Genomic DNA, 23,766 nt, shown 5'->3' with positions numbered 1-23,766 from the left:
GTCCGAGCGGAGCTGGTGGTCGCCGGAAACACTAGCGCATCATGGCGGTGAATAGCAGGCCGCATTTCGACGCAGAGGTGGTACAGTCAACAGGGTAGGTAGTTCGCAGATTTTGTCATCCATCCAAGTGCTAATGCTCTTGGATGGGGCTCAGTCCCAGTTGAGACTAGAGGATCTGAATGTACAATGCACTTCTGCTAATCGCTGTAATTGCCCTTACCGGATGCGCTGCGTCCTCGGAAATGAAGACGGTGAGAGGTAAGACAGGCGTTCACATCAACTGCTCAGGCCTATCTTCGTCATGGGACCGCTGTTACCAGAGAGCTGAGGCCTCCTGTAGTACACGAGGATACCGCGTTGTAGCGCGGTCCGGTGATACCGAGGAGGAGGCTGGGGATTATTTGTTCGGTATTAATCCTGCCGGCTTCACTAGCCGAAGTATGATAGTCATCTGTAAGTGATGATCACATCATATTCCTAGGCGCTCGGCGATACCACAGCGCTCGGTCATTTTCGTGACCCGCTGGCTCCAAAGCATGCGCAAATTCGGTTACACGGCTTGCCTATTTCGACTAGCTAAGGGCCCCTGCTCGTGTCCGCCTGCCGAGACCCCTCTGAGGCTGGCTGAGCAGTTAGATCCTGTGCTGTGCCGGGTGAAGGTTGGCATCCAGATCGCAAAGCTGGCGCTGACACGCGGTGCGGTCTTGGTAGAAATTTCGTAACTGAGTGTCAAATGGCCAGTAAACAAAGACCTTTTGCGTAAAGCGTGATATTCACAATCCTGTGTTACGGCATCACCCTATAGACAGCCAGTGAACCTCACCCTTTCTATCAAGAAAGTCAGAGGTCGACCGATGTATTAGTCGATTCCGCGACACAGGACAGGCCCACAGTTACCTTCTACCGTTGGGCTGGTTGGTGATGCTCTCGGGGATGTTCTGGGCCGGGGGAGCGCTCCCTTACCACAGACTTTTCTATATCTTGCTGGCTGCGTCAACGCTTTGGGCTTTGCTGCTGCAGCCTGGAGTACTTTAAAGGCTGATGAGCAATCCTCCGTCATATGCGGTGCCGACTGAAGGCGCCGTCAAGAAGGGGATGATGGGCAAAATGATTAGCCGCATGAGTTTTGCTGCGCTACCTCGTTGAGGCAGGTGGAGCCAGCTTGTAAAAGCCATGGCTTGGTTATTGCCACGAGCGTTCAGGTCCATGATGCAGGCGAGGGGGCTACTCACGCTGAATGAGCCGTCGCTTTGCACATCGATCAGGGCCCGGGGGCATCATAGCTGGAGTTTCCATAGGATGCTCAGGGCGCCGCCAGGTGAGCGCTGCAATTTCTGCCGCCTACACTTTCGGAGGATGAATGTAAGCGGCGCTTGCCCGGCGTTAGGGGCTATAACGAACGTCATGTTTTAGTGAGCGATGTCCATGGGGCCTGACGAGGTGGGTCGGATAATCGCGATGTCGACATGGTAATTGGCAAACTCGGTGGATCGGGCATCCGTACGCAATGTGGCACTCAAGACGACCTCTTGCTGACGGTTGATATCGGTCAAGAAATTCTGAAATTGGTGCTCTTTCACAATGATCAGGACCACGCAGTTTGCACCTTGTGAAAGATGGTCTTTCATTTCTGCTGCGCTGAACGCTACTGCCACATTACGCTCGTAACTCTCCACCAGATCGCGAGTCGATGGGGTGTCCATAGTCAAAGCCCCAGTGAGTCCGCGGCGATTTGCCATCTTGGACTGGGTTAGAACATGACTACACATTTGCAAAAAAAGCGACTCGTACCACTCCACAGCCTTCTCCCCGGGTCGAAAGGGCATCATAGATACAGCAGATCGCGTCAGGTTGCCAGCCTTACGGGATAACTGGCGTTGTGCCGCTACGCGCAGGGGGCTGCGGCTGGTTGAGGGCATGCTGAAGCAGTATAGGGAAGGCTGAGGGGCTATTTGTCTAGTTCATGATTCCTTGTTATGAGGTTACGCAGGGCGTGAATATTTAAGTGAGGCCACTCACGTAGGTAACCGATGAGATCAAAAGGAGCGCAGCTGAGTACAAAATTTTATTTGTTCAGCCTGAGCGGCATTGTACGGTTATCTTTTGGCGCGTAAGAGGATGTATCGCTTTCTCAGATCAAGTCTGTAATTCCACGCAATAGTTTTCACCCCATACCAGCCTTAAGTCTTCTGAGGCTATTAAGGGAGATCCACTGATTAAACTGCGTGATGGCTGATAGGGCTGCCAGGCAGGTCCACTACCGAAGGGCTGCAGCGCGAATGCGAGTGGGCAACAACCGACATTGTCCTTGCGCGGCCGCTGGGTTTATTCACTGGAGGGAGCGTAGCGGGCGCAGTGTGGCATGCAACATTGGTGGCGGAGTATTTGTGTTTTCCAGCAAAACCCGCAAAATTATCGCACTCTGCCAGGTCTCGCTAGCCTTCTGGCTCGACTTGTACCCGTTCCGTGGCATCTGCCCGGCACGCCTGCCTGACCGTGAAACGATGAACATCCCTAACTTCAAGAAGTTGTTTATGCCTGATACTTCAGCAGACGCAGCCAGCCTTATCCATGCCATAGCCTCTGCCACTGCGGTAATCGCTGCGCTGATCGCCGCCAGTGCGATGATCATTGCCCATATGACCTCGGATGTAAAAAACCGTAAGCGATCCATAAACCCAACCCGTTACATGAAGGACGGGAAAATCAGGTATTCGAGTCGGGCACCTGCCCCGCTTGACTCTTCAACCCGAACAACTGGTCAGCTAGCTGTCGGCCTCGCTCCAGCCCCTCCGCCGTCAACCAGATGGATTTGTTTCTATTAACTGGATCACTGATGAAACCCTGTTCATGCAGTCGATTCATGATCTCGAAGTCAAATCCTTTCCACGCGTTACCTTTGTCGGAGCTATAGGCTGCCAACAAGGCAAGCACTGCGTCTTCAATCAGTTTTTCGTCGTATTCCATGGTCGTCACCCCCGCTCTTGTCCTTCAGCGCTTCGTAGGCCCCATCTGACCCACGATGGGGGTAGCACTTAACTATGTATTTTAGGCTTGCAATTCCACGGCAGCAGCGCTTCGTAGTCTTCCACGGAGGACGCCTGCGGCAGGCGCTCTAGTGCGTGGCGCAGCCACGCATAGGGCTCTTGGCCGTTGGCTTTGGCCGTCTCGACCAGGCTGTAAAGTTGCGCACTGGCCGTCGCCCCTCTGGCCGTGTCACTGAACAACCAGTTCTTTCTGCCGATGACAAACGGGCGGATCGCGCGCTCGGCAGCGTTGTTGTCGATCGGCAAGTCTCCTTGCTCGACGTAGCGTTCTAACTTGCTCCAGTTGCTGGCCAGATAGCCGATGGCTTTACCCAACGCATTCTGGCTCGTGACCTGGGGCTGCGTTTTCTTTGTCCAGCTTTTCAACTGGGCCAGCACTGGTTGACTGCGCGCTTGGCGGGCCAGCTTGCGATCTTCATCGCTGCCTTCCTTAAGGTCGCGCTCGATGCCATAGAGCTTGTTGATCAAATTCAGTGCGATGTCTGCCCGCCCAGTTTTACCCTTGGGCTGCACTTTCTGCGCTTCGACGAACTTACGACGTGCGTGCGCCCAGCAGCCCAACCGCTCCACGCCGTCCTGTGCAGCCAGCGCGTTGTAACCGGCGTAGTCGTCGGTCATGACATAGCCGCGATAGCCGTCCAGCAGGCGCACCGGCACCTCCTGCGCTCGGCTGGTGGCGTAGTCGAAAAGGATCACCGGGCGATCAGGTGGGCCGCCGGTTTGTACCCACATCCAGGATTGGCTGCTGGGCTCACGCCCCGGCTCTTTCAACACCTGCACACGTGTTTCATCACAGTGGATGATCCGACTGTTCAACAGGCTTTCGCGCATCAGATTCAGCAGCGGCTGAAAGTGCTCGCTGCATTGAATCACCCAGCGTGCCAGGGTTTGGCGCGGGATATCGATACCGTGACGCCCCAGCACTTTTTCGAAGCGGTGAAGCGGCAAGCCGTCTACGTATTTGGTGGTCAGCAGCATGGCCAGCACACTCGGGCTGGCCATGCTTTTCTCGATCATCTGGGCGGGCTTGTCCGCCGTTACGGGCGCTGACTCGCAGTCCCGGCAGCCGTACACCTTGCGAACATGTTTGATGACGCGAATCTGCATCGGGACGATTTCAAGTTGTTCGCTGACTTCTTCACCGATGGCATGTTTACGGCAGCCACAAGCGCAGGTCAGTTCATGCTCGGGCAGTTCGTGGACAACTTCGATACGCGGCAAATCAGCTGGCAGCGGCTTGCGCTTGCCACGGCGTTTGGTTGGCGCAACGACTTCTTCGTCGTCAGCCTCATCCAAGGGCTCGGCCAGGCTTTCCGCTTCGTCGAAGAGTGGCAACTGTGGTGTCGCCGCATCGCCAGTCTGCTCGGTCTTGCGCCCGAACAAGCGCTGGCGCAACAGCGCAACTTCCTCTTCGAGATGAACGATCTTGCCCTTGTCGGACGCGCGCTCGTGGATCATCTGCTCAAGCAGTTGCTTGAGCAGAACAGGATCGTCAGGGAGGTTTTCGGGCATGGAAATCATGCCGCGGATTATACCGAATCAGGCGACGTATCGAGGCGTCAAAACCTGATGCGGACGGTTGCGCCAGAGGTCGAAGCCATCGAGCAGCCAGTTCAGTTCCTGAACGGTCAGGACAATGGCGACGTCAGTCGGATCAGGTGAAGTTTTGAGCCGTTCGGACTCCAGGCGTTTGAGCCAGAGGCAGAAGCCGTTACGTTCCCAATACAGGATCTTCACGCGGTTGCGCGGCTTGTTGAGGAAGACGAAAAGCACTGGGTCGAACACCGCCACCTTGATATCGAGTTCGACCAGCGCGGCCAGGCCATCGATGGATTTTCGAAAGTCGACAGGCTTGGGGTAGAGGTACACTTTTTCGACTTTGGCGTCGGGTCGCATCATGGTCGGCGAGCTCCAGAAAGAAATCGGGAGCACAGCATCGGGGATCAGGTAAGCGCTTTGAATGTGGGGTTCATGGAGCGCTTACAAAAAACCAGCAAGCCGAAGTGCCCGTTTCCCGTGGGGCGCAGGTGGTTACTGTCGTCCAGGAGTCGGACGTGCAGGCCAGGCTGGAGATCGAGCAGCTCATGGAGCAGAACGATGCGCTCAGGGCCGAACTGGAGCGCGAGAGGGCCGAGCGGTTGAAGCTGGAGGCCAGCCTGAAGCCCAGAGCGCTGACGCCGCAGGCACATGATGCGTTCAAGGCATTGGCGGGCGAGTTGAAGGCTAAGACGCTGGCGCCGGTGGTGTTGCTGAATATCCACAAAGATGACAAGGAAGCTGTGCGCTTTGCCAAGGAAATTGCCGTTGCGCTGACCAAGGCGGGTGTGCAGGTTCAGATCAGGCAGTTGGCTCTGCAGAAGCACAATACCGGTACCCAGGTGGTCGTTTATGCCGGGGTGGGCGGTGACGAGCGTGAGCAGGCATTCAAGGCCGCTGATTTTGCTTCGGATATCAAACGCTCGACGCAGAGCCCGCGGGTGAAGGTGGATGATGGGGATGCGATTGCCATTTCGGCGTTTATCAGTGTTTATCCGCGAACGTTGATTTGAGGGGCGGGGCTGGAACGGGGCTTTGATTGTTTGCGGGATTGTTGTGGGTGGCACCGGCTGCGCCGGTGTTCGCGGGCACGCCCGCTCTCATCAAACAAAATGCAACCCACTGTTTTCTAAGCACTCAAGCGGCCACCAGCTGATACCCCAGTTTCCGGGCTTTGCGAAGCAAAGCCCGGACCTGCCGGTCCTGGCTTCTGGTTTCGAACTCCTCAAGACCTTTTTCAACATAAGCCTGCTTCTTGGTTAAAAGGTTGTACACCAGACGTGCCAACTGATGCGCAGTGGCCTTGATGGCGCAGCTGGTATCCATTCGAGTCAGTCTGGCTCGGTGCGATGCACCAATGAAACCCTTGTCGTTACGGGCATTGGATGCAGCCTGCTTGAGTGCTTGAGCTGCTCGATTGACTATTTTTGGCCCACCACCTGCCAGTCGATGACCGCCGGAAATTCGAGTAGGGGGAGCCAGTCCCAACCAAGAGCAGAAGTGCTGTGAGGACGGGAAGCGTGATAGATCTGTACCGATCTCCCCTGCCAGCACTAATGCAGTGTCCACCCCAATGGTTGGAATTGCGGTTAGGTCCACGCCAAGAACTTTCCATAATGTCTGATGCAATTCAGTCTGTTGGGCACCGTTTCGGTGTGGGCTCCGTAAAGGCTTATTGGATGGCTCTGGCTTGTTTTGCAGCACCGGTAACTGCTCTAACGCGGCTTTTATGGCGTCGTCACAATCAGCAATTTGCTGCTCCAGGAAGTCATAGGCAGCCAATTCCTGAGTTAGCGCATGCAAATGCTCGCGCCGCCAATTGCCATGAAGACTCCGAGCGACAGCCTCCTTGCCTGCCTTGATGCGGCGGTCGGTCAGTTCAGCCAGTTGCACTGGGTCCCGTTCACCTGCGCAGATGGCTCGCAAAATCTTCATGCCAGTTACGCCGGAAATATCACTGATGACATTGGCCAGCTGGATGTTCATTTGGCTCATGGCCTTTTGCATCCGGTTCAGCGTCTGCGCCTGGTCTTTCACTTTGGAAGCACGCTGCCTGACCAATGACCGGACGCAGCAGGTCAGATCATCGGGGCGGAATGCGCCTCTGAGCAGTCCATGAGTCATCAGCTGCCAAATCCACTGGCAATCCAGCACATCTGATTTACGGCCCGTGATTTGCCGAGTTGCTCTGGCATTGACGAGATAAACCTCAAAACCGCGCTCGCTGAGAATCTCGTAAATTGGAATCCAATAAACTCCCGTGGATTCCATGGCAACGACCTTGATCCCCAGGCTTTCAAGCCAGTTAGCCATCTTGAGCAGGTCGTCAGTAAAGGACGTGAACGACTGGACGGGATTTTCGTGCCGGGGGTCGACCGCCACGAAATGCTCTCGACCACCGACATCGATCGCTGCGCAATCGGGATGGACGACGGTAAAGCGTTGCTTGGAAGGCTTGCGCGCCATGATGAATCCTCGCAGGATAAAGGGCGCGCGGGGCACACGGTGGCGAAAGGGTTCACTCTCTCATACGTGGTCACAGCTGAATCAGCTGATGCCTACAGGGACTTCACGCCGATACCGTGCGGATCACTCTCCCACGCGGGTGTGCGGACACACACCAGTGCTGGCTACGATCTCTGTCCCGCGCACACGAACCCTAACAAAGCAAAAGGCGGCTGGCCCTACCGGGCCAACCGCCTTTTCTTTTTCAAAATGTCAGCGTCGCTGCGGATCTAAAGCCGTACACCTCATGTTTGCTGCGCGACAGCGCAGCCCGGAAGGGCTGGGTGATCTCCCACAGTGTGGGCTTGCTCAATATAGGGGGCTCCCCTCGGCACGTCTGGTCTGATATTGCCCATTCCATCTGACTGCAAGCGAGGCATAGCCTCGCCTGGTCTCGCGTCATACCCTTCAGGCATGCCTGTTCTTCGCAATCTCGATGTCGTTCATCAGGGCTTTTGCGGTGGCCAGCAGGTAATCCGCTGCGCCCAGCATCTTGTGGTCGTCTTCCATGTCGCCTTCGCGTACCAAGTGCTTGCAGTAGCCCAGCAGGACGGAGACGTGTTCATAGGCGTCATCGATGGGGACGCCGGGTTGGACGCGGAGCAGGTTCAGGGTGGGGTTGCCGGCTTCGAGGAAGGTTTCGATGCCTGCGGTGAGGAGGGGGGATTGGTTGTTGTTTTTCATGGTGATATTCCAGTGCGTTGACAGAACCCACCACCTCGATCTTTCTCACGGACAAAGGTGGCAGCCATTGCGCGGGGTGAGAAACCGATGCACTGAAACCGGCCAAGCCGAAGCTTGCCCGCGAATGGCTGCCATTGAACAGTAGAGCAGCAGTGCGCATCAGGTTCTCACACCCGGTCACCAACATGGCGACCCGGTGACGTTATCCCTGAGGTATTTCCCCGACAATTCAGCTGCTTCTGACTGGTGTGTAGGATAGTTCGCTTGGTTGTCCGAGCTGAAGGGGTGGGGCAGGGTTTCAGGAAAGTCTGACGTGCGGGATGTGCATCCCAAGGCAAATCTCTTCGCCGTGATTGTTGACCGTTGTTGGGGTGGGTTTACACGCGGAAGGGGGGCTGCGGGCCAGTTTTTACTGGGTGTTCAGCGGCGCTGCGGCTACCGTATTCGCGGGTGAACCCGCTCCTACGTCGAGCGGGGGAGGCTCAGGTCGGGGTGGGGCTGCTGGCCAGTTTTTACTGGGGGGGGCAGCGGGGCTGCGGCTATCGTATTCGCGGGTGAACCCGCTCCTACGCCGAGCGGGGGAGGCTCAGGTCGGGGTGGGGCTGCTGGCCAGTTTTTACTGGGTGTTCAGCGGTGCTGCGGCTACCGTATTCGCGGGTAAACCCGCTCCTACATTGAGCGGTGTGGGGTTTTCCAGGTGGCCAGGGCTTCGCGTATGCGCGCGCAGGCCTGGCCATCGCCATAGGGGTTATGGGCAACGCTCATTTCGCGATACGCCGCCTCATCGGTCAGCAAGGTAATCAACGCCCGCACAATCGATGCCACTTCGGTGCCCACCAGCTTCACCGTACCTGCCGCTACGGCTTCTGGCCGCTCGGTTGTGTCGCGCATCACCAGCACCGGTTTGCCCAGGGCCGGTGCTTCCTCCTGAATGCCACCCGAGTCGGTCAGAATCACATAGGCCCGGGTCATGAGGTGAACGAACGGCAGGTAATCCAGCGGTTCGACAAGGTGGATGTTGTTCACATCCCCCAACAGCCGGTTGACCGGCTCGCGCACGTTGGGGTTGAGGTGTACCGGGTATACCACGTCCAACTCGGGGAATTGCCGCGCAGTCTGCACCAGGGCCTGGCAGATGCGCTCGAAGCCGCCACCAAAGTTCTCGCGCCGGTGGCCGGTGACCAGCAACAGCCGGCGTTCGGTTGCCAGGTAGCTGAACTGGCTGGCGAAACGGGCCTTCAGCGCGGGGTTTTGCAGCTTTTGCTCCACCCCCAGCAAGGCGTCGATCACGGTGTTGCCGGTGGTGAAGATGTGCGCCGGGTCGGTGCCTTCGCGCAACAGGTTGTCGCGCGAGGTGGGGGTGGGCGCAAAGTGTAGCGCGGCAAGGGCCCCGGTCAGGCGCCGGTTGCCTTCTTCGGGCCAGGGTGAATACAGGTTGTTGGTGCGCAGGCCGGCCTCTACATGGGCAATGGGGATTTGCTGGTAGTAAGCCGCCAGAGTGGTGGCAAAGGTGGTGGCGGTGTCGCCGTGCACCAGCACCACGTCGGGCTTGAACGCAGCCAGCACCGGTTGGATGCCTTGCAAGATGGCAGTGGTCACACCGGTCAGGTCCTGGCCGGCTTTCATGATGTTCAAGTCGTAATCCGGGCTGATGCCGAACAGCTCCAGCACCTGGTCGAGCATTTGCCGGTGCTGGCCGGTGACGCACACGCGGGCTTCGAAGCGGCTGTCCTGCGCCAGTTGCAGGGCTAGCGGGGCCATCTTGATGGCTTCTGGGCGGGTACCGAAAACAGTCAGGGTCTTGAGGGGCACGGCAGTGATCCTCTTGCTCGGGTCCTTGAAGCAGGCCGGTTTCCATTGCTCAAAAATCTAGCAGGCGGGCAATGGCATGCCAGTTTGCCGGGGGGAAGCTTACCGACTGGGGGAGGGCGGTTTGCCGGGCGGGCCTTGTTCGGCGGGCGTTGTAGGAGAATGGCCGGGCAATGGTGGGCAGCGGGTATCGGACAAACGGGGATTTGGCTACAGGCACAGGGCCAGGGCCTTGTGCGTTCAGGGCCGGGCCGAGCGGGGCGTAAACGGCCACGGTTGGTGGGTGGGCGAAGTTGAGCGTTCTGCTGACCGATTCGGTAACCATTCGCCGGGGTAGTTGGGTATTGTGCGGCCGGGTTACCCGCTAGGGTTGGTTGCGCAGCCGAAGGAAAGCGGTTGCTGGAAAATGACCAACCCAAGGAGTGTTGACCATGCGCAATAACGTTCTGTCGTACCTGCTGCTGCCGCTGTTCGCCAGTTTGTCGTTCTCCCTTAGCGCCGCCCCGGCCAGCACCATGGCAGTGGCCGAACCGGTGCCGGTGGTGGCCCAGGCTCAGGCACAGCAGGCGCCGAGGCTGGACTTGAATACGGCGGATGCACTCACCCTGCAAAAGGAGCTGAATGGCATTGGCAAGGCCAAGGCGGAGGCTATCGTGGCCTACCGCGAGGCCAATGGGCCGTTTGCTTCGGTGGATGAGCTGCTGGAGATAAAGGGGATAGGCAACGCGTTGCTGGAGCGCAACCGGGACAAGGTGATGGTGGAGTAAGCGGGCAGGGGCCGGGGTGATGCCCTGGCCCGGCCTTTATGTGCCGGGAATGGGGGCTTCCACAGGCGCAGCGCCTGAAGGGCTGGGTGTTTTAACGGTCTTCTGCGTCCTTGGCATCCGCTTCGGCATTGCGCTCATGTACCTTGCGCAGTTGCTCTTCGGTCAGCGGCAGTTTCTTGGCCGTGTCGCGCAACATCATCAACCCGCCGACAATCGAGCCGAGGGCTATGATGAGTATCAGCCAGGCATACCAGGGCATTGTCGTTCTCCTCAAGTCGGGTCATGGGCAACGGTTACATGAATTTTGAGCAATTGCCCGTTCCGTTGGTTCAATTATAGGTGCCAGGCCGTGCGGGGCCAATTCCGTGACCTGCGGGCCCCCAAGCCTGCTTCACTTCGTTTACAATGCGCGCCGATTTCGACTTGCCAAGAGACCCTGCCCATGTCCGCCTGCCAGACGCCCCTGATCGTCGCCCTGGATTTCCCTACCCGTGAGGCCGCCCTGAAGCTGGCTGACCAGCTTGACCCTGCGCTGTGCCGGGTGAAGGTTGGCAAGGAGCTGTTCACCAGCAGCGCTTCGGGCATTGTCGAAACCCTGTGTGACAAGGGCTTCGAAGTGTTCCTGGACCTCAAGTTCCACGACATTCCCAACACCACCGCCATGGCGGTAAAGGCTGCCGCCGAGATGGGCGTGTGGATGGTCAACGTGCATTGCTCCGGTGGCCTGCGCATGATGGCGGCCTGCCGTGAAGAGCTGGCCAAGCGCAGCGGCCCGCAGCCGCTGCTGATTGGTGTGACCGTGCTGACCAGCATGGAGCGTGAAGACCTGGCCGGCATTGGCCTGGATATCGACCCCCAAGAGCAGGTGCTGCGTTTGGCGGCACTGGCGGAAAAAGCGGGGATGGACGGTTTGGTGTGCTCGGCGCTCGAGGCCCCGGCACTGAAGGCGGCGCACCCGTCGCTGCAATTGGTGACCCCAGGCATTCGCCCAGCGGGCAGCGCGCAGGATGATCAACGCCGTATCCTTACCCCGCGTCAGGCACTGGATGCCGGTTCGGATTACCTGGTGATCGGCCGGCCGATCAGCCAGGCGGCAGACCCTACGCAAGCGTTGGCAGCGGTGGTGGCGGAGATCCGCGGGTAATTAACCTGCGGCTGTCCAGCAAGGGCCTGCGCCGAACCACCGATGTGGGCCCACCACCGATGCCTGTGTCGAACCCCTGATGTGGCTGCACCCCCGATCCGTGTAGGAGCGGGTTTACCCGCGAATACGGTAGCGGCGGCAACGGTGAACGGCCCGTGGAAATTGGCCGGCAGGCCCGGCCCTTTCGCGGGTGAACCCGCTCCTACGACGGGCTGTGCCCAGCCATCAATGTGTGTCACCGCGAAAACGGTGGTGGCGGCAACGGTGAACGGCGGGTGGAAATTGGCCGGCAGGCCCGGCCCTTTCGCGGGTGAACCCGCTCCTGCGACGGGCTGTGCCCAGCCATCGATGTGTGTCACCGCGAATACGATGGCGGCGGCAACGGTGGACGGCGGGTGGAAATTGGCCGGCAGGCCCGGCCCTTTCGCGGGTGAACCCGCTCCTACGACGGGCTGTGCCCAGCCATCGATGTGTGTCACCGCGAATACGATGGCGGCGGCAACGGTGGACGGCGGGTGGAAATTGGCCGGCAGGCCCGGCCCTTTCGCGGGTGAACCCGCTCCTGCGACGGGCTGTGCCCAGCCACCGATGCGTGTCACCGCGAATACGGTGGTGGCGGCAACGGTGAACGGCCGGTGGAAATTGGCCGGCAGGCCTGGCCCTTTCGCGGGTGAACCCGCTCCTACGACGGGCTGTGCCCAGCCACCGATGTGTGTCCCCGCGAATACGGTGGCGGCGGCAACGGTGGACGGCGGGTGGAAATTGGCCGGCAGGCCCGGCCCTTTCGCGGGTGAACCCGCTCCTACGACGGGCTGTGCCCAGCCACCGATGCGTGTCACCGCGAATACGGTAGCGGCGGCAACGGTGAACGGCCGGTGGAAATTGGCCGGCAGGCCTGGCCCTTTCGCGGGTGAACCCGCTCCTACGACGGGCTGTGCCCAGCCACCGATGCGTGTCACCGCGAATACGGTGGCGGCGGCAACGGTGGACGGCGGGTGGAAATTGGCCGGCAGGCCTGGCCCTTTCGGGCCACCGATGCCTGTGTCGAACCATTGATGCGGCTGCACCCCCGATCCGTGTAGGAGCGGGTTTACCCGCGAATACGGTAGCGGCGGCAACGGTGAACGGCCGGTGGAAATTGGCCGGCAGGCCCGGCCCTTTCGCGGGTGAACCCGCTCCTACGACGGGCTGTGCCGGGCCATCGATGTGTGTCACCGCGAATACGGTGGTGGCGGCAACGGTGGACGGCGGATGGAGATTGGCCGCTAGGCCTGGCCCTTTCGGGCCACCGATGCCTGTGTCGAACCATTGATGTGGCTGCACCCCCGATCCGTGTAGGAGCGGGTTTACCCGCGAATACGGTAGCGGCGGCAACGGTGAACGGCTGGTGGAAATTGGCTGGCAGGCCCGGCCCTTTCGCGGGTGAACCCGCTCCTACGACGGGCTGTGCCGGGCCATCGGTGCCATGCAGGGGGTTAAACCTTCAACACCAGCTTGCCAAAATTCTCCCCGCTGAACAGCTTCAACAAGGTCTCCGGGAAGGTTTCCAGCCCTTCCACCACATCCTCTTTGCTCTTCACCTGCCCGCTGGCCAGCCAGCCGGCAATCTCCAGCGCGGCTTTGCCGTAGTCTTTGCTGTAATCCATCACCACAAAGCCTTCCATGCGCGCGCGATTCACCAGCAGCGACAGGTAGTTGGCCGGGCCTTTCACCGCTTCTTTGTTGTTGTACTGGCTGATCGCGCCGCAAATCACGATGCGTGCCTTGAAGTTGATGCGCGTCAGCACGGCATCGAGGATGTCGCCGCCCACGTTGTCGAAGTACACGTCCACACCTTTGGGGCATTCGCGCTTCAGGCCGGCCAGCACGTCTTCGGCCTTGTAGTCGATCACGCCGTCAAAGCCCAGTTCGTCCTTCAGGTACTGGCACTTCTCGGCACCGCCGGCAATGCCGACCACGCGGCAGCCTTTGATCTTGGCAATCTGCCCGACAATGCTGCCCACCGCACCGGCCGCGCCGGAGATGACCACGGTGTCGCCAGCTTTGGGTTGGCCGACGTCCAGCAGGGCAAAGTAGGCGGTCATGCCGGTCATGCCCAACGCTGACAGGTAACGGGGCAGGGGGGCCAGCTTGGGGTCGATCTTGTGCAGGCCCTGGGGCTCGCCGGTGAAGTAGTCCTGCACGCCGAGGGCGCCGCTTACGTAATCGCCGGGCTGGTAGCCGGGGTGATTGGAGGCAACCACCTCACCGACGCCCAGCGCACGCATTACCTGGCCCAGGGCCACGGGCGGGATGTAGGACTTGCCTTCGTTCATCCAGCCGCGCATGGCCGGGTCCAGCGACAGGTACAGGTTGCGCACCAGTATCTGGCCTTCGCCGGGTTGTTCGGCGGGTACGGTCTCGAAGCTGAAGTCGTCACGGCGCACGGCGCCGACCGGGCGTTTGGCAAGCAGGAAGCGGCGGTTGGTCTGGGTCATGGCGGGTCCTTGTGGGCAGTGGAGGGCATTAGGTGTTCAATCTACCTTGTTGATGAAGGCGGTTCCTTAAAATCACTGACAAGCATGGTAGCCCAACCGTTGCTGTGATGATGCTGCCCGGCCGAGTGGTGGCTGACTATGCTCTGAACCCCACCCAAACCCTCACAGGAGCACGTGATGAGCATGACCTTTTCTGGCCAGGTAGCCCTGGTGACCGGCGCGGCTGCTGGCATCGGCCGGGCAACCGCCCTGGCGTTCGCCCACGAGGGCATGAAAGTGGTGGTGGCCGACCTCGACCCGATTGGCGGCGAGGCCACCGTGGCGCTGATCCACGCGGCGGGCGGCGAAGCGCTGTTCATTGCCTGCGACGTTACCCGCGACGCCGAGGTGCGCCAGTTGCATGAGCGCCTGATTGCCGCGTACGGCCGGCTGGACTACGCCTTCAACAACGCCGGGATCGAGATCGAGCAACACCGCCTGGCCGAAGGCAGCGAAGCGGAGTTCGATGCCATCATGGGTGTGAACGTAAAGGGCGTGTGGTTGTGCATGAAGTATCAGTTGCCCTTGTTGCTGGCCCAAGGTGGCGGGGCCATTGTCAATACCGCGTCGGTGGCGGGGCTTGGGGCGGCGCCGAAGATGAGCATCTACAGCGCCAGCAAGCATGCGGTAATCGGCCTGACCAAGTCGGCGGCCATCGAGTACGCCAAGAAGGGCATCCGCGTGAACGCCGTGTGCCCGGCCGTGATCGATACCGACATGTTCCGCCGCGCCTACCAGGCCGACCCACGCAAGGCCGAGTTCGCCGCAGCCATGCACCCGGTGGGCCGCATTGGCAAGGTCGAGGAAATCGCCAGTGCCGTGCTGTACCTTTGCAGTGACGGCGCGGCGTTTACCACCGGGCATTGCCTGGCGGTGGATGGTGGGGCAACGGCGATCTGAGTGGATATACCGTGCGGGCTGCTCGCGGGCAAGCCCACCCCTGACAAGTGTGATCGCCAGGCCAAAGCCCACAATGTCGCGTATGGACAGGTTGCGTGTGCCCAGGCCTTTCCTGAGCGGGCCGCGCAGTCAGCTGACCACCCGGCTAAAAGCTGACACCTATCTTCAGGCCATACTCGTCACGGGTTTGTTCGTCCGAGTCGGTCATCTGGAACTGCCTATCCAACTCATAGTTGTAGCGGCTGAAGTAAAGCGAAGCGTATACCGGCACAGTCCCTTGTTGGTTGAATAGCACGCTAAGTTCGGCAAAGGGGTTGGTGGTATCTTTCAAATCAACCTCTTCGCTGCTGATGCCATGTATTTTCAATTGCGAATCGCCATTGATAACCCGGCGTATACCGGCTTCAAAACGCAAGGTGGCATTATTGAAGCGGTAATTGTACCCCGCTGTTAGCTTGGCGAACGGCGTGCGGTTGGTAAGGTCGACATCATGACGGCTGGTATTGGGTTCCAGCCGGTTCCATTTATAGCCGGCGCCCAACAGCAGGTCGACTGAATGCCGTTCGGCCAGCGCCAGCCGCCAGCCCAGGTCCAGGTCGGCCTGACCGTCCTTGAGCTTCTGGTCATGCTGTTTCGAGTACATGCCGCTGGCTTCGGCCTGGTTGACAAGGCCTTGCCTGGCCGTCATCTTGTTGCCGTAGTTGATGAATAAGCCACCTTCGGGCATATCTTCGGTTTCATTATTGCGGCCGTTTAGCTCCAGTTGGGTGTAGCTCCCTTGTACGCCGAGGGTAAACAACGGTGCGGTGGAAGTTTCGGCGTACCCCGCTGTTGGTACAGTAAACAGCAGCAACGGGGTGGCCACAGCAGTAAATATGGCTGTTTTCATTTACAAACTCCAGGGTGCACTGCAGGTCCGGAGAACGGGCCAGTTACCGATCACGATAGCGACGTTTTTAATGCGTGCAGGTGTATTTAAAAAAAATTAAATACCCCACATTTGGCGCAAATTTAATGGCGTCAATAGTATTTTATAAAGTGTGGATTGGAATAAATTAATGGCTTACTTGCGTCGATTTAATATGGGCGAGCGCCAATGCAGGTTGATGGGCGGGCTATCATTAATGGCCTAGTGATATCGCGCACAGCGGGCACTGAAAGCGACCCCTTTGCAGCCAAAAACGACAATACATAGCTATTTGACACTATTCTGGCGCCACCCCCTTGTTCATTGGCAGATAACGTTGCCACCCTTAGCCTTCGGGATAACCTCACTGGCTGAAAGGGGATCGGCGATGGGCGCGAGCAAGCACGGTGTGCTGGCCAACCTGGGCATGGCCCGCAAACTTGGCCTGGGCTTTGCCCTGGTGCTGCTGCTGACGCTGGCGGTGGCGGCTATCGGCGTTGTGGCGTTGCAAAGCGTTGGCCAGCGCTTCGACAGTTTGCGTCAGCTGGCCCAGTTCAATACCGACCTGCTGCGCTTGCGCGAGCATGAGCAGGCATTTGCCCTGCGCTCCGACATTCAGCAGGCAGACGCCTTGCGTGGCGGCTTACAGGGTTTGGTCAAACGCGCCCAAGGCCTGCCGGCGCTGGCGGCGGCGCAAACCGATCTTGCCGCCTATGGCCAGGCATTCGAAGCCTTTGTCGAGGCTGTGCAGGCCAAGGAGCTGGCGCTGGACATGGCCAGCTGGTCGGTGTCCAACGTGTCCAATAACCTTGATGTGCTGCAGGCTGGCCTGGCCGATGACGGCGCGTACACCCTCAAGCAGTCCCAGGGCCAGCAGGGTAGCGAGTTTCTTGAGCAAGCCGCGCAGGTGGCCCAGGTGTCGCGGCTGATGCTGCAGGCCATGGACGAAGCACGGGTGCGTCTGGATAAAAGCCGCAAGGGCGAGGAGGGTGTGAGCCAGGAGCGTATTGCCCAGACGGTGGAGGCCGCCGGCCTGGTCAGCCAGTTGCAAGGCGCAGTTGGCGATGCCGGCTACCAGAGCGTGCTGGGTGAAGTGGCTGGGCACATTGGCAGCTTCTCGGAAAAACTCAACGAATACACCGACCAGTTGGCCCGCGAGCAGGGGCTCAAGGCGCAGTTGCAAGCCAGCGCCGAGCGGGTGACCGGGCGTGTCGACCAAGCCTACCTTGGGCAAGAGCAGGCCCTGCAAGGCGAGCTGCAGCGTAATGCCCTGGCCATCGGCCTGGCGACGGCGCTGGCGTTGCTTGTAGGCGTGTTGGCGGCCTGGCTGATTACCCGGGCTGTGGTCGGCCCGTTGAAGCATGTGATTGCCCGCGCCCAGCGCATTGCTGCAGGTGAGCTGGGCTTCGACGCCCAGGCGCCGCGCCGGGATGAGGTGGGGCAACTGATGCAGGCCATGCAGCAGATGGCGGCGGGCCTCTCGGGCATTGTCAGCGGCTTGCAGCAGGGCATCGAACAGTTGGCCGGCAGTGCCCAGGCGTTGTCGACGGTGACCGAGCAGACCAACCGCGAGGTGGGTAGCCAGAAAGAGGAAACCGAACAGGTGGCTACCGCCATGCAGCAGATGACTGCCACCGTGCACGATGTGGCGCGCAATGCCGAGGAGGCGGCGCAGGCGGCCCAGGCGGCGGACGAGAAGGTCGACACCGGTCAGCAGGTGGTGCGCCAGAGCATGCAGCGCATCGAGCAACTGGCGTCGGCAGCAGAAGCCGCCAGCGCCGGCATCGACAGCCTCAGTGCCGAAATCCACACCATTGGCGACGTGCTGGAAGTGATCAAGAGCGTGGCCGAGCAAACCAACCTGCTGGCTCTCAATGCCGCCATCGAGGCTGCCCGCGCCGGCGAGCAGGGGCGTGGCTTTGCCGTGGTGGCCGATGAAGTGCGCGCGCTGGCGCGGCGTACCCGGCAATCCACCGAGCAGATCGAAACCTTGGTGGCCAGCCTGCGCGGCAATGCCCAGCAGTCGGTGGCGCAGATCCGTGGCAGCACCGAGTTGGTACGGCTGGCCGTGGCCGATGCACTGCAGACCGAAAGTGCGCTGGGCAGCATTGCCGCAGCGGTGTCATTGATTCAGCAGATGAACCAGCAGATTGCCGCAGCCGCCGAGCAGCAGAGTTCGGTGGCGGAAGAGATCAGCCGCAGTGTCACGCAGATTCGCGGCAGTGCGGACCAGGCGGCATTGGCGATGCAGGACAATGCCCGGTCCAGTGTCGAGCTGGCGCAGCTGGGCACCGATTTGAAGGGCATGGTGGGGCATTTCAGGTTGTAATCTCGTTGCCTGTGGCGGCCCATTCGCGGGTTTTGTGATTTCCCGTTGTAGGAGCGGGTTTACCCGCGAATAGGCCGGCACAGGCAACAACTACCCTCACCCCCTGCGCGGGTTAAGAATCACCAGGGCCAACACCCCCGCCACAATCCCCCAGAACGCCGAACCAATCGAGAACAAGGTCAGCCCCGAAGCGGTCACCATGAAGGTGATCACCGCTGCCTCTCGCTCGCGCGCTTCGCTCATGGCCACGGTCAAACCGTTCATGATCGAGCCAAACAGCGCCAGTGCTGCAATCGACAGCACCAGTTCTTTCGGCAATGCCGCGAACAGTGCCGCCAAGGTGGCCCCGAACACCCCGGCAATGCCGTAGAAAATCCCGCACCACACCGCCGCGGTGTAGCGTTTGTTCGGGTCTTCATGGGCATGCGGCCCGGTGCAGATCGCCGCGCTGATCGCCGCCAGGTTGACCCCATGCGAGCCGAACGGCGCCAGCACCAGCGAGGCAAAGCCGGTGGCCGAGATCAGCGGCGAGGCCGGTACCTGGTAGCCGTCGGCACGCAGTACGGCCACGCCGGGCATGTTCTGTGAGGTCATGGCCACCACGAACAGCGGAATGCCGATGCTGATGGTTGCCGCCAGCGAAAAGCTTGGCGTGGTCCACACCGGCTTGGCCACTTCAAGGTGGAAGCCGCTGAAGTCCAGAAGGCCCAACGCGCCGGACAATGCCGTGCCCACCAACAGCGCGGCCAGCACGCAATAGCGCGGCGACAGGCGTTTGACCAGCAGGTAGCTGAAGAACATGCCCAGTACCAGCAATGTGCGGTGCTGCGCGGCCACGAAGATTTCGCTGCCGATCTTGAACAGGATGCCCGCCAGCAGCGCCGAGGCCAGCGAGGCCGGAATACGCTTGACCAGGCGCTCGAAGCTGCCGGTCAGGCCACACACCAGCACCAGCAAGGCACAGGTAATGTAGGCACCAATGGCCTCGCCATAGCTGACCCCACCCAGGCTGGTGATCAGCAGTGCCGCGCCGGGGGTGGACCAGGCGATGGTGATCGGCGTGCGGTAGCGTAGCGACAGGCCGATGCTGCACACCGCCATGCCGATCGACAGCGCCCAGATCCATGACGAAATCTGCGCGGTGGTCAGCCCGGCCGCCTGGCCGGCCTGAAACATCAGCACCAGTGAACTGGTATAACCGGTAAGCATGGCAATGAAGCCGGCGACCACCGCCGACGGGGAGGTGTCTGCCAGGGGCCGCAGGCGTGCGGAAGTGGCATCGGTCATGAACAAAATCCTTGTAAAGGTGTAAGCAGTTTTTTCAGACTACAGCGAGCAAGGTTGATCCTTGCCATACAGCGGCCATTGCTTTTAGCCGTACAGTCGCCAAATATTGGGCGCAATTGCGAAACTGCTTTGCAGGGAGGGTCGATGTACAAGGTCTATGGCGACTACCAGTCGGGTAACTGTTACAAGGTCAAACTGATGTTGAGCCTGCTGGGCCGGCCGTATGAATGGCACCCGGTGGACATTCTCAAGGGTGAGACCGAAACGCCCGAGTTTCTGGCGATGAATCCCAACGGCAAGGTGCCGGTACTGGAACTGGAAGACGGTAGCTACCTGTGGGAGTCCAACGCCATTCTCAACTACCTGGCCGATGGCAGCGAGTTCCTGCCCAGCGAGCCGCGCCTGCGTACCCAGGTGCTGCAGTGGCAGTTTTTCGAGCAGTACAGCCATGAGCCGTACATTGCCGTGGCGCGGTTCATCCAGTTCTACCTGGGGCTGCCGGACGAGCGCCTGGACGAGTACCGCAAGTTGCACAAGGGCGGCTACAAGGCGTTGAGGGTGATGGAGCGACAGTTGCAGATGACGCCTTACCTGGTGGGTGAGCAGTACTCGATTGCCGATGTGGCGTTGTATGCCTACACCCATGTGGCGCAGCAGGGCGGGTTCGACCTGGCAGAGTACCCGGCGGTAAGGGCCTGGCTGGAGCGGGTCAGCAGCCACCCTCGGCATGTGCCGATGGTGGGTTGAAAACCGACCTGTTTTCCAGGCTTGTGGGAGCGGGCGTGCCCGCGAACACGGGCGTAGCCCGTGCCAACCACCGCGGTGCCTGCTTCGCGGGCTCGCCCGCTCCCACAGAGGGATCTGCAGCGTCAGTCAGATGGCGGCAAACCGCTTATTCCGGCGGTAAGGGCCTGGCTTGAGCGGGTCAGCAGCCACCCGCGGCATGTGCCGATGGTGAGTTGAAAACCGACCTGTTTTCCAGGCTTGTGGGAGCGGGCGTGCCCGCGAACACGGGCGTAGCCCGTGCCAACCACCGCGGTGCCTGCTTCGCGGGCTCGCCCGCTCCCACAAGGGATCTGCAGCGTCAGTCAGATGGCAGCAAACCGCTTATTCCGGCGGTAAGGGCCTGGCTTGAGCGGGTCAGCAGCCACCCACGGCATGTGCCGATGGTGGGTTGAAAACCGACCTGTTTTCCAGGCGCTTGCGCAATCGTTGTGGGAGCGGGCGTGCCCGCGAACACGGGCGTAGCCCGTGCCAACCACCGCGGTGTCTGCTTCGCGGGCTCGCCCGCTCCCACAGGGATCTGCTGCGTCAGTCAGATGGCGGCAAACCGCTCATCCAGGTAAGCAATGATGGCCTTGGACTCATACATCCAGGTCACCTTGCCGGCTTCTTCAATGCGCAGGCATGGCACTTTCACCCGGCCGCCACCTTCTTGCAGGGCCTGGCGGTGCAGCGGATCGTTCTTGGCATCGCGCAGCGCCACCGGCACGTTCAACCGGTGCAGGGTGCGGCGGGTCTTGACGCAGAATGGGCAGGCGTGGAACTGGTACAGCGCCAGCCCCTTGGCTGCTTGCTCGATGCGGGCCTGGGCGGCGGCGTCGCGCTTGCGCTTGGCCGGGCGGCTGATCCAGTCACCGAACACGATGAGCTGGCCGAGGCCAACCCGCAGGGCTTTGACGATCATGGACAACTCCTGAAATGCAAAAGCCGACCCTGAAGGGTCGGCTTGGGGCCAGCAACCAATCACTTGATCAGGCTGAGGAACTCGCTGCGGGTGGCGGCGTTATCGCGGAACTCACCCAGCATCACCGAGGTGATCATGGTCGAATTCTGCTTCTCGACACCGCGCATCATCATGCACATGTGCTTGGCTTCGACCACCACGGCCACGCCTGCGGCACCGGTTACCTGCTGCACGGCTTCGGCGATCTGGCGGCTGAGGTTTTCCTGGATTTGCAGGCGGCGGGCGTACATGTCGACGATACGTGCCACCTTCGACAGGCCCAGTACCTTGCCTTTTGGCAGGTAGGCAACGTGTGCCTTGCCAATGAACGGCAGCATGTGGTGTTCGCACATCGAATACAGCTCGATGTCCCGGACCAGCACCATTTCGCTGTTGTCAGAGCTGAACAAAGCGTTGTTGGTGACTTCTTCCAGTGTTTGCTCATAACCGCGGCAAAGGTACTTCATCGCCTTTGCAGCCCGCTTGGGCGTGTCGAGCAGGCCCTCACGGGAGACGTCCTCGCCAATCTGGCTGAGGATCTCGGTGTAGTTCTGTTCCAGGGACATGGATCTACCTGTGGGAAAAAATCGCAAAAACGAAGGGTACGGCGGTGAGGGCGGCGCTGCAAGCGCGGCGTTACTCGTCGCGCCCTTCGAGCATGGTTCGCTTCAGCATCACATACACAGCGCCAGTGCCGCCGTGGCGGGCACTGCACGAGGCAAAACCGAGCACTTGCGGGTGCTGGCGCAGCCAGGTGTTGACGTGGCTTTTGATCATCGGGCGCTTGCCGTCCAGGCGCGCGGCCTTGCCGTGGGTCACCCGTACGCAGCGCACCTCCAGTTTGGTGGCTTCGGCGATGAAGTCCCACAAGGTTTCGCGGGCCTTTTCCACCGTCATGCCGTGCAGGTCGAGGCTGCCCTCGAACGGGATCTGCCCCAGCTTCAGCTTGCGCAGCTGGCCTTCCTGCACGCCATCGCGGCGCCACATCAGTTCGTCTTCGGCGCCGACGTCGATGACGAACTGGTCGGACATGCCATCGATGACCAAAGCCTTGTCACTGCGCACGGTTGCCGCCTGGCGCAGGCCGGCCAGCTTTTGGCGGTCGGCCTTGGGCTTGCCGACTTCGGCACGATCGTGGCGGATCGGTTTTACGCCGCGCACTTCGGCCTTGAACAGGGAAAAATCGTCGTCTTGCATGATGCCTCCACGTAGGCGGCGTAGTTTACGCGACTGTGGGGCCGTGTGCAGCTTGTGCGGGCCTCTTCGCGGGTGAACCGCTCCTAGCATGGATTGCGTAGGGCGTGAGGCCGGTGCGATCGGGGGGGGCAACTGCCTTGCTCAATTTCTAAAAGCTGGCGCGATCCGTGTGGGAGCGGGCTTGCCCGCGAACACGGGCGAAGCCCGTGCCATCCACCGCGGTGTATTCTTCGCGGGTAAACCCGCGCCTACAAGGACCGCGTAAGCAGCATCTCAATCGTGCTTCTTCATCAGGTGCGGCGACAGGTTCAGCTCCCGCCCGCGGCGCAAGCGGATACGGCTGCGCCGCCAGAAGCGCACGCCCAGCCATAGCAACAGCAGGCCGGCCACGGTCAGGGTGCCGGACAACGGTTTATTGGCATTCAATTCCTGCAGGGCAGGGTAGTTGCCCAGCAGGCCGGCGACGCCGGCCATGGCCAGCAATACGCCCAGCGTCGCCAGCAGGGCCGACAGGCCGGCCGCCAGGCGGGCGCCCCAGTTACGCGGTTCGCGCGGGCGCAGGCGCTTGGCGTCGAAACTGCCTTTAAGCTTCATTCCGCTCTCCTCGGTGGATATCCGGAATTCGACCTGCTGCTGCCCATCGGGTTCCGCCCGGCTGCCGGGCGGTCCTGCAAGCCGCTCAGATCAGGCTGGCGGTGGGTGCCACGCAAGCGAAGTTGTCAGCCATCACGGCCATTTCGCACTGGTGAATCTGTGCGGCCGGAATGACGCCGTCCTTGAATGCCAGGTCGCGGGTGGCCGACGCGTCTTCTACCAGGGTGCACCGATAACCATAGTCCTTGGCGCGGCGAACGGTGGTGCTGACGCTGGAATGGCTCATGAAACCACAGACGATCAGGTCAAGGTGGCCCAGCTCCTGCAATGTTTCATGCAGCTTGGTGTTCTTGAACGCGTTGGGCATGCGCTTTTCGATGACGATTTCACCTTCCAGCGGCTCCAGCCCCGGAATGAACTCGCCAGCCGGCCCCTGGGGGTCGAAGCGGCCCCCGACAGTGCCCAGGTGGCGAACATGGATGATCGGACGGCCGCTTTTACGGGCGGCGTCGAGCAACCTGGCGATGTTGGCCACGGCCTCGTCCATGCCCGACAGCTTCAGGGGACCACTGAGGTACTCCTTTTGTGCATCGATGATGATCAGGCTGGCGTGGCTCAGCTTGGCCGGCGGATAGTCGCGGCCAGTGAGGCGGAACATCGTGGTTGGAACGGACATCAAGGGCTCCTTGGATAGGGCTTTTGTATACCTATTCTCCCCTGCCTTGGCGCCAATGGGAATGGTTGACAACGCAGGCGGCATGGTTACTGGCTTGTGGCTAGCCTTTGGGCAAGGCAAAGGAACAAATGTGCGGGTGGGG

The 23,766-nt window shown here is 60.5% G+C and carries 23 protein-coding genes and 3 pseudogenes; 9 read left to right on the top strand and 17 right to left on the bottom strand.

Annotated features, from left to right (window positions below; all coding sequences use genetic code 11):
* The first annotated feature begins 179 nt into the window (after positions 1 to 179).
* The gene (locus tag LMH93_RS20260; RefSeq protein ID WP_230064511.1) at positions 180 to 461 is read left to right on the top strand and encodes a hypothetical protein; all 282 of its coding nucleotides are present in this window, start codon (positions 180 to 182) and stop codon (positions 459 to 461) included.
* A 948-nt stretch (positions 462 to 1,409) separates the two neighbouring features.
* On the opposite strand, the gene LMH93_RS20255 is transcribed toward LMH93_RS20260, so the two are convergent.
* Positions 1,410 to 1,703, bottom strand: a complete 294-nt coding sequence (locus LMH93_RS20255) for a hypothetical protein (RefSeq protein ID WP_223279208.1) — start codon at positions 1,701 to 1,703, stop codon at positions 1,410 to 1,412.
* Positions 1,704 to 2,387: 684 nt separating this feature from the next.
* Here LMH93_RS20255 and LMH93_RS20250 point away from each other — a divergent pair.
* Positions 2,388 to 2,664: pseudogene (locus tag LMH93_RS20250) on the top strand (hypothetical protein); the annotation flags it as partial.
* A gap of 42 nt (positions 2,665 to 2,706) precedes the next feature.
* Here LMH93_RS20250 and LMH93_RS20245 read toward each other — a convergent pair.
* The 3 genes from LMH93_RS20245 to tnpB form a co-directional block, all read right to left on the bottom strand.
* Positions 2,707 to 2,967: an IS66 family transposase gene (locus LMH93_RS20245; RefSeq protein WP_010954796.1), complete on the bottom strand. Its 261-nt coding sequence runs from the start codon at positions 2,965 to 2,967 to the stop codon at positions 2,707 to 2,709.
* Between the two features lie 68 nt (positions 2,968 to 3,035).
* Positions 3,036 to 4,568, bottom strand: coding sequence for an IS66 family transposase (tnpC, locus tag LMH93_RS20240; RefSeq protein WP_230064510.1), 1,533 nt, complete (start codon positions 4,566 to 4,568; stop codon positions 3,036 to 3,038).
* Positions 4,569 to 4,586: 18 nt separating this feature from the next.
* Positions 4,587 to 4,946, bottom strand: a complete 360-nt coding sequence (tnpB, locus tag LMH93_RS20235) for an IS66 family insertion sequence element accessory protein TnpB (protein WP_230064509.1) — start codon at positions 4,944 to 4,946, stop codon at positions 4,587 to 4,589.
* Between the two features lie 86 nt (positions 4,947 to 5,032).
* Here tnpB and LMH93_RS20230 point away from each other — a divergent pair.
* Positions 5,033 to 5,596: pseudogene (locus LMH93_RS20230) on the top strand (hypothetical protein); the annotation flags it as partial.
* Positions 5,597 to 5,720: 124 nt separating this feature from the next.
* Here LMH93_RS20230 and LMH93_RS20225 read toward each other — a convergent pair.
* The 3 genes from LMH93_RS20225 to wecB form a co-directional block, all read right to left on the bottom strand.
* Entirely contained in the window at positions 5,721 to 7,049 is a 1,329-nt protein-coding gene (locus LMH93_RS20225; RefSeq protein WP_230064507.1) for an IS110-like element ISPpu9 family transposase, read from the bottom strand.
* A 447-nt stretch (positions 7,050 to 7,496) separates the two neighbouring features.
* Complete coding sequence (locus LMH93_RS20220) at positions 7,497 to 7,772, bottom strand: DUF3077 domain-containing protein (RefSeq protein ID WP_230064506.1); 276 nt, start codon at positions 7,770 to 7,772, stop codon at positions 7,497 to 7,499.
* 669 nt (positions 7,773 to 8,441) lie between these two features.
* Complete coding sequence (gene wecB / locus LMH93_RS20215; RefSeq protein WP_268256887.1) at positions 8,442 to 9,584, bottom strand: non-hydrolyzing UDP-N-acetylglucosamine 2-epimerase; 1,143 nt, start codon at positions 9,582 to 9,584, stop codon at positions 8,442 to 8,444.
* Positions 9,585 to 10,012: 428 nt separating this feature from the next.
* Between wecB and LMH93_RS20210 the strand changes: the two genes are divergently transcribed.
* Positions 10,013 to 10,348, top strand: a complete 336-nt coding sequence (locus LMH93_RS20210; RefSeq protein ID WP_019752969.1) for a ComEA family DNA-binding protein — start codon at positions 10,013 to 10,015, stop codon at positions 10,346 to 10,348.
* A gap of 91 nt (positions 10,349 to 10,439) precedes the next feature.
* On the opposite strand, the gene LMH93_RS20205 is transcribed toward LMH93_RS20210, so the two are convergent.
* Positions 10,440 to 10,607, bottom strand: coding sequence for a DUF2897 family protein (locus LMH93_RS20205; RefSeq protein ID WP_230064505.1), 168 nt, complete (start codon positions 10,605 to 10,607; stop codon positions 10,440 to 10,442).
* Positions 10,608 to 10,790: 183 nt separating this feature from the next.
* Here LMH93_RS20205 and pyrF point away from each other — a divergent pair, with 183 nt between their 5' ends.
* Positions 10,791 to 11,492: an orotidine-5'-phosphate decarboxylase gene (gene pyrF, locus LMH93_RS20200; protein WP_230064504.1), complete on the top strand. Its 702-nt coding sequence runs from the start codon at positions 10,791 to 10,793 to the stop codon at positions 11,490 to 11,492.
* Here the strand turns inward: pyrF and LMH93_RS20195 are convergent.
* Together LMH93_RS20195 and LMH93_RS20190 are read right to left on the bottom strand one after the other, a co-directional pair.
* Complete coding sequence (locus LMH93_RS20195; protein ID WP_230064503.1) at positions 11,408 to 12,559, bottom strand: hypothetical protein; 1,152 nt, start codon at positions 12,557 to 12,559, stop codon at positions 11,408 to 11,410. The genes pyrF and LMH93_RS20195 overlap by 85 nt on opposite strands.
* A 408-nt stretch (positions 12,560 to 12,967) precedes the next feature.
* Positions 12,968 to 13,969: an NADP-dependent oxidoreductase gene (locus LMH93_RS20190; RefSeq protein WP_230064502.1), complete on the bottom strand. Its 1,002-nt coding sequence runs from the start codon at positions 13,967 to 13,969 to the stop codon at positions 12,968 to 12,970.
* 177 nt (positions 13,970 to 14,146) lie between these two features.
* On the opposite strand from LMH93_RS20190, the gene LMH93_RS20185 reads away from it, so the two are divergent.
* Positions 14,147 to 14,908 (top strand): SDR family oxidoreductase, encoded by a 762-nt coding sequence (locus LMH93_RS20185; RefSeq protein WP_230064501.1) that lies wholly within the window; start codon positions 14,147 to 14,149, stop codon positions 14,906 to 14,908.
* 145 nt (positions 14,909 to 15,053) lie between these two features.
* On the opposite strand, the gene LMH93_RS20180 is transcribed toward LMH93_RS20185, so the two are convergent.
* Positions 15,054 to 15,797 carry a hypothetical protein gene (locus tag LMH93_RS20180; RefSeq protein ID WP_230064500.1) on the bottom strand — a complete coding sequence of 248 codons (744 nt, stop codon included), beginning with the start codon at positions 15,795 to 15,797 and terminating at the stop codon, positions 15,054 to 15,056.
* Positions 15,798 to 16,203: 406 nt separating this feature from the next.
* On the opposite strand from LMH93_RS20180, the pseudogene LMH93_RS29985 reads away from it, so the two are divergent.
* Together LMH93_RS29985 and LMH93_RS29980 are read left to right on the top strand one after the other, a co-directional pair.
* Positions 16,204 to 17,235, top strand: a pseudogene (locus LMH93_RS29985) (methyl-accepting chemotaxis protein); the annotation flags it as partial.
* 27 nt (positions 17,236 to 17,262) lie between these two features.
* A complete protein-coding gene (locus LMH93_RS29980) occupies positions 17,263 to 18,144 on the top strand; it encodes a methyl-accepting chemotaxis protein (RefSeq protein WP_371264248.1) in 882 nt (293 codons plus the stop codon).
* A gap of 96 nt (positions 18,145 to 18,240) precedes the next feature.
* Here the strand turns inward: LMH93_RS29980 and LMH93_RS20170 are convergent, their stop codons facing one another.
* Entirely contained in the window at positions 18,241 to 19,431 is a 1,191-nt protein-coding gene (locus tag LMH93_RS20170) for a benzoate/H(+) symporter BenE family transporter (protein ID WP_230064498.1), read from the bottom strand.
* A 144-nt stretch (positions 19,432 to 19,575) separates the two neighbouring features.
* Here LMH93_RS20170 and LMH93_RS20165 point away from each other — a divergent pair, with 144 nt between their 5' ends.
* Positions 19,576 to 20,178, top strand: coding sequence for a glutathione S-transferase family protein (locus tag LMH93_RS20165; RefSeq protein ID WP_021783080.1), 603 nt, complete (start codon positions 19,576 to 19,578; stop codon positions 20,176 to 20,178).
* A 568-nt stretch (positions 20,179 to 20,746) separates the two neighbouring features.
* Here the strand turns inward: LMH93_RS20165 and LMH93_RS20155 are convergent.
* The 5 genes from LMH93_RS20155 to LMH93_RS20135 form a co-directional block, all read right to left on the bottom strand.
* A complete protein-coding gene (locus LMH93_RS20155; RefSeq protein WP_021783081.1) occupies positions 20,747 to 21,118 on the bottom strand; it encodes a glutaredoxin in 372 nt (123 codons plus the stop codon).
* Positions 21,119 to 21,177: 59 nt separating this feature from the next.
* Positions 21,178 to 21,723 carry a GTP cyclohydrolase I FolE gene (folE, locus tag LMH93_RS20150; RefSeq protein WP_003252789.1) on the bottom strand — a complete coding sequence of 182 codons (546 nt, stop codon included), beginning with the start codon at positions 21,721 to 21,723 and terminating at the stop codon, positions 21,178 to 21,180.
* Positions 21,724 to 21,793: 70 nt separating this feature from the next.
* Positions 21,794 to 22,354 carry a Smr/MutS family protein gene (locus tag LMH93_RS20145; RefSeq protein ID WP_010952859.1) on the bottom strand — a complete coding sequence of 187 codons (561 nt, stop codon included), beginning with the start codon at positions 22,352 to 22,354 and terminating at the stop codon, positions 21,794 to 21,796.
* Positions 22,355 to 22,627: 273 nt separating this feature from the next.
* Complete coding sequence (locus LMH93_RS20140) at positions 22,628 to 22,948, bottom strand: hypothetical protein (RefSeq protein WP_230064497.1); 321 nt, start codon at positions 22,946 to 22,948, stop codon at positions 22,628 to 22,630.
* An 85-nt stretch (positions 22,949 to 23,033) separates the two neighbouring features.
* Positions 23,034 to 23,624, bottom strand: coding sequence for a cysteine hydrolase family protein (locus LMH93_RS20135; RefSeq protein ID WP_021783084.1), 591 nt, complete (start codon positions 23,622 to 23,624; stop codon positions 23,034 to 23,036).
* Positions 23,625 to 23,766: the final 142 nt, after the last annotated feature.

It is taken from the genome of Pseudomonas sp. CIP-10 (assembly GCF_020911845.1).
Taxonomy (GTDB): domain Bacteria; phylum Pseudomonadota; class Gammaproteobacteria; order Pseudomonadales; family Pseudomonadaceae; genus Aquipseudomonas; species Aquipseudomonas alloputida.
This window is presented reverse-complemented; position numbering and strand designations above follow the sequence as displayed.

Bases quoted from the DNA above. Each gene is read 5' to 3' on its own strand.
- LMH93_RS20260 (WP_230064511.1), top strand. From the start codon at position 180: ATGTACAATGCACTTCTGCTAATCGCTGTAATTGCCCTTACCGGATGC.
- LMH93_RS20255 (WP_223279208.1), bottom strand. From the start codon at position 1,703: ATGGACACCCCATCGACTCGCGATCTGGTGGAGAGTTACGAGCGTAAT.
- LMH93_RS20245 (WP_010954796.1), bottom strand. From the start codon at position 2,967: ATGGAATACGACGAAAAACTGATTGAAGACGCAGTGCTTGCCTTGTTG.
- tnpC (WP_230064510.1), bottom strand. From the start codon at position 4,568: ATGATTTCCATGCCCGAAAACCTCCCTGACGATCCTGTTCTGCTCAAG.
- tnpB (WP_230064509.1), bottom strand. From the start codon at position 4,946: ATGATGCGACCCGACGCCAAAGTCGAAAAAGTGTACCTCTACCCCAAG.
- LMH93_RS20225 (WP_230064507.1), bottom strand. From the start codon at position 7,049: ATGGCGCGCAAGCCTTCCAAGCAACGCTTTACCGTCGTCCATCCCGAT.
- LMH93_RS20220 (WP_230064506.1), bottom strand. From the start codon at position 7,772: ATGAAAAACAACAACCAATCCCCCCTCCTCACCGCAGGCATCGAAACC.
- LMH93_RS20210 (WP_019752969.1), top strand. From the start codon at position 10,013: ATGCGCAATAACGTTCTGTCGTACCTGCTGCTGCCGCTGTTCGCCAGT.
- LMH93_RS20205 (WP_230064505.1), bottom strand. From the start codon at position 10,607: ATGCCCTGGTATGCCTGGCTGATACTCATCATAGCCCTCGGCTCGATT.
- pyrF (WP_230064504.1), top strand. From the start codon at position 10,791: ATGTCCGCCTGCCAGACGCCCCTGATCGTCGCCCTGGATTTCCCTACC.
- LMH93_RS20190 (WP_230064502.1), bottom strand. From the start codon at position 13,969: ATGACCCAGACCAACCGCCGCTTCCTGCTTGCCAAACGCCCGGTCGGC.
- LMH93_RS20185 (WP_230064501.1), top strand. From the start codon at position 14,147: ATGAGCATGACCTTTTCTGGCCAGGTAGCCCTGGTGACCGGCGCGGCT.
- LMH93_RS20180 (WP_230064500.1), bottom strand. From the start codon at position 15,797: ATGAAAACAGCCATATTTACTGCTGTGGCCACCCCGTTGCTGCTGTTT.
- LMH93_RS29980 (WP_371264248.1), top strand. From the start codon at position 17,263: ATGCAGGCCATGCAGCAGATGGCGGCGGGCCTCTCGGGCATTGTCAGC.
- LMH93_RS20170 (WP_230064498.1), bottom strand. From the start codon at position 19,431: ATGACCGATGCCACTTCCGCACGCCTGCGGCCCCTGGCAGACACCTCC.
- LMH93_RS20165 (WP_021783080.1), top strand. From the start codon at position 19,576: ATGTACAAGGTCTATGGCGACTACCAGTCGGGTAACTGTTACAAGGTC.
- LMH93_RS20155 (WP_021783081.1), bottom strand. From the start codon at position 21,118: ATGATCGTCAAAGCCCTGCGGGTTGGCCTCGGCCAGCTCATCGTGTTC.
- folE (WP_003252789.1), bottom strand. From the start codon at position 21,723: ATGTCCCTGGAACAGAACTACACCGAGATCCTCAGCCAGATTGGCGAG.
- LMH93_RS20145 (WP_010952859.1), bottom strand. From the start codon at position 22,354: ATGCAAGACGACGATTTTTCCCTGTTCAAGGCCGAAGTGCGCGGCGTA.
- LMH93_RS20140 (WP_230064497.1), bottom strand. From the start codon at position 22,948: ATGAAGCTTAAAGGCAGTTTCGACGCCAAGCGCCTGCGCCCGCGCGAA.
- LMH93_RS20135 (WP_021783084.1), bottom strand. From the start codon at position 23,624: ATGTCCGTTCCAACCACGATGTTCCGCCTCACTGGCCGCGACTATCCG.